4 protein-coding genes are annotated in these 3513 nt (G+C 65.4%); 1 reads left to right on the top strand and 3 read right to left on the bottom strand.

Annotation, left to right across the window (positions count from 1 at the left end):
• The 3 genes from VEI45_RS02800 to prpD form a co-directional block, all read right to left on the bottom strand.
• Window positions 1-639: citrate/2-methylcitrate synthase (locus VEI45_RS02800; RefSeq protein WP_324849922.1), on the bottom strand; the 639-nt coding region annotated here is incomplete at its 3' end.
• Window positions 636-1553: a methylisocitrate lyase gene (gene prpB, locus VEI45_RS02795; RefSeq protein WP_324849919.1), complete on the bottom strand. Its 918-nt coding sequence runs from the start codon at window positions 1551-1553 to the stop codon at window positions 636-638. The genes prpB and VEI45_RS02800, both read right to left, overlap by 4 nt.
• Complete coding sequence (gene prpD, locus VEI45_RS02790) at window positions 1550-3055, bottom strand: 2-methylcitrate dehydratase PrpD (protein WP_324849917.1); 1506 nt, start codon at window positions 3053-3055, stop codon at window positions 1550-1552. Before prpD ends, prpB begins: the two co-directional genes overlap by 4 nt.
• Before the next feature lie 110 nt (window positions 3056-3165).
• Between prpD and VEI45_RS02785 the strand changes: the two genes are divergently transcribed.
• On the top strand, window positions 3166-3513 hold a 348-nt coding region (locus VEI45_RS02785), incomplete at its 3' end, for a helix-turn-helix domain-containing protein (RefSeq protein ID WP_414687386.1).

Raw genomic sequence — 3513 nt, 5'->3', positions numbered from 1 at the left:
GTAGATGTCCGACTGCGTCGACGTCACCACCCGTGCGGCGAAGGTGGACGCGTTGAAGCTGTGCTCGGCGTAGAGAATCATCGACTGCTCGAACGCCTCGACGACGACCGGTTCAGGGACCTCGCCAAAGCACATGTTCAGGAAGTTCTCGGCGTAGCCGAGGTGACTGTGCGGTGCAATCGGCGCCAGGCCGCGCCGGCGACGCATGTCGATAGCGACGATCGTCGGCAGTACCGCGAACATGCGCAGCGACTTGGCGAAGTTAGCGGACTCGGTGCTGTCGTCCTCCTCCGGGTCCTCGGCACCGAGGTAGCTGATAGCGGTACGCACCACGTCCATGGGATGGCAAGTGTCAGGCAGCTTGGCCAGCAGCGACTGCAGCGAACGATCGATGCGACGGCTGGCGCGCTCACGCTGGTTGAACAACGCCAACTCAGTGTCGGTCGGCAGCTCGCCGTACCACAGCAGGTAGGCGACCTGCTCGAAACTGCAGTGGGCGGCCAGATCCTGTACCGGGTAGCCGCGGTAGGTCAGCGAGTTCGTCTCCGGCACCACCTTGGAAATGGCGGTGGTGTCAACGACGACGCCGGCTAGGCCCTTGTAGATTTTCGGCTTCTCGGCCCTAGCAACTCCGGTCATTGGTTCGGCCCTTTCACGTTAAAGTTGAAGATCTCGTCGTCGAACTTGTTGTAGTCGGCGTAACGCAGCAGCTCGTAGAGCCTTTTGCGGTGCTGCATGAGACCCAGCAGGCCAGATTGTGTTCCCTTGGCTTCGATTTCGCGCAAGCCGGACTCAACGGCGTACATCGCCAACCGCAGCGCAGTGACGGGGTAGATGACGACGTTGTAGCCGATGTCGGTCAGCTGCGATTCGCTCAGCAGCTCCGACTTGCCGAACTCGGTCATGTTGGCCAGCAGTGGAATATCCACTGCGGCACGGAATTTCTCGAAGTCGGCGGGGCCGGTCAGCGCCTCGGTAAAGATCAGATCGGCGCCCGCGTCGGCGTAGGCTCGCGCCCGCTCGATCGCGGCGTCCAGGCCCTCGATCCCGGCGGCGTCGGTGCGGGCGCAGATGACGAAGTTGGGGTCACGGCGCGCAGCCAACGCCGCACGCAGCCGGTTGACCATCTCTGCGGTCGGGACGACGGCCTTGCCGTCCAGGTGCCCGCAGCGTTTGGGGTTGACCTGGTCCTCGAGATGACAACCCGCCAGCCCGGCGTCCTCCAGTAGGGTGATGGTGCGCGCGGCGTTCATCGGTTCACCGAATCCGGTGTCGGCGTCAATCAGCGTCGGCAGGTCGGTGACTGCTGCGATCTGCGCCCCGCGCGAAGTCACCTCGGTGAGCGTGGTCAAGCCGATATCGGGCAGCCCGAGGTCGGCTGACAATACGGCGCCGGAGACGTAGACGCCCTCGAAGCCGATCTCGGCGACCAGCTTGGCCACCAGCGGTGAGAATGCACCCGGGAAGCGTTGCAGCCGACCGGAATTCAGTCCGGCCCGTAGTGCAGCGCGCTTGTCGGCGGCGCTGGATGCCGCGCCCAGCAAACCCGTCATCGGAAGATCCCCGAGGGAATTGTCGGCGCCTTGTCGAGCACCTCTTGCAGTACCTGCACATTCAGCGCGGCCAGCTCGCCGCCCTTCAGGTCGCTGACCCGCTGCACGGTGTCCAGGAACCGTTGCTGCTCAGCGACTTCCACCACCCCGTCGGCGAGATTGGTGAACTTGCCGATGTACTGCTCACGCCCGAAGGGCCGCGCGCCCAACGGATGCGCGTCGGCGACGGCAAGCTCGTCGGTGATCACATCGCCGCTCTTGAGCGTCACCTCCGCGCGCGCCCCGAACGCCTTCTCGGCCGGGTCGTTCGAATGGTAGCGGCGGGTCCATTCCGGATCCTCGACGGTGGAGATCTTGTGCCACAGCTCGACCGTGTCCGGCCGGTGCGCGCGCTCGGGGGCATAGGAGCGTTCGTGGTCCCAGGTGCCGTCCTGCAGCGCGACGGCGAAGATGTAGGGCAACGAGTGATCCAACGTCTCGCGCGACGCGTCGGGGTCGAACTTTTGCGGGTCCCCGGAACCGGTGCCGATCACGTAGTGGGTGTGGTGGCTGGTGTGCAAAACGATCGACGCGATCTGGTCCAGATCACCGATGCGCTCGCGCAGCCGACGGGCCAGGTCGATGGGCGCCTGGCTCTGGTACTCGGCGGAATGCTCCTTGGTGTAGCTGTCCATGATGGCACGCTTGGGTTCCCCCGGCGCGGGCAACGGTACTTGGTAGGTGTGCTCGGGACCCGATAGCAGCCAGGCGATCACGCCGTCCTCGCCCTCCCAGATCGGCGCCGGCGAGCCCTCGCCGCGCATCGCGCGGTCGACCGCCTCGATGGCGACCTTGCCGGCGAGCGCAGGAGCGAACGCCTTCCAGCTGGAGATCGACCCCTTGCGGGATTGACGGGTGGCGGTGGTCAGATGCAACGCCTGACCGATCGCCTGGTAGATGGTGTCGACGTCGAGCCGCAGCATGGTTCCCAGCCCCGCGGCGGCTGACGGCCCCAGGTGAGCAACGTGGTCGATCTTGTGCTCGTGCAGACAGATTCCCTTGACCAGGTCGATCTGGATCTCGTAGGCCGTGGCCAGGCCGCGAATCAGGTCGGCGCCGCGCACACCGAGCTGCTGGGCTACCGCCACCAGCGGGGGGATGTTGTCGCCGGGATGGGAGTACTCAGCGGCCAGGAACGTGTCGTGGAAATCCAGTTCGCGCACCGCGACCCCGTTGGCCCACGCCGCCCACTCCGCCGAGTGGCTGCCGTCCACGCCGAACACCGTCGCGCCTGGCCGGGCTCGGTGCGCAAGGGCCTGTTGGCGGGCAGTGGTGACCGGCCGCCGCAGCACCGAGGCCGCGCTGACCGCCGCGTCGTCGATGATCCGGTTGATCACCATGGCCTCGGTCTCGGCCGGTACGGCGACCGGGTCGGCCGCCACCTCCGCGATCTTGTGGGCGAGGTGTTCGGTGCGCGGGAAGTCGTCGGCGCTGCGGTGCGTCCGAACCGAATGGATCAACATAATCCGCACACTATGCAAAGCACATGCTAAAGAAAAGTCCCTGCTTCTGCGTAATTTTGTGTCCTTATTTGGTGCAGTTTGCGAATGTTGTGAACGTCGCAGGGACTAGCATGTCTGCGGTGGCGAAGATGTTTTCCGGCGCCCGGTTACGGCGGCTACGTGAAGAACGCGGCCTGACCCAGGTTGCGCTGGCCAAGGCGCTCGACCTGTCGACCAGCTACGTCAACCAGCTGGAGAACGATCAGCGGCCGATCACCGTGCCGGTGCTCCTGGCGCTCACCGAGCGGTTCGACCTGCCGTCGCACTATTTCACCTCCGATTCCGACGCCCGGTTGGTGGCCGACCTGTCCGATGTCTTCACCGCCACCACAGCCGAAGACGCGGTCAGCAGCGCCCAGATCGAGGAACTGGTTGCCCGGATGCCCGAGGTCAGCCGGAACCTGGTTGCCGTACACCGT

Source organism: Mycobacterium sp. (genome assembly GCF_035623875.1).
GTDB lineage: Bacteria > Actinomycetota > Actinomycetes > Mycobacteriales > Mycobacteriaceae > Mycobacterium.
Note: the sequence above shows the minus strand (reverse complement) of the source record. Positions and strands in the feature narration are given on the sequence as shown.

What these genes read in the sequence shown, in the direction of transcription:
- prpB (WP_324849919.1), bottom strand. Translation starts at nt 1,553, where the DNA reads ATGACGGGTTTGCTGGGCGCGGCATCCAGCGCCGCCGACAAGCGCGCT.
- prpD (WP_324849917.1), bottom strand. Translation starts at nt 3,055, where the DNA reads ATGTTGATCCATTCGGTTCGGACGCACCGCAGCGCCGACGACTTCCCG.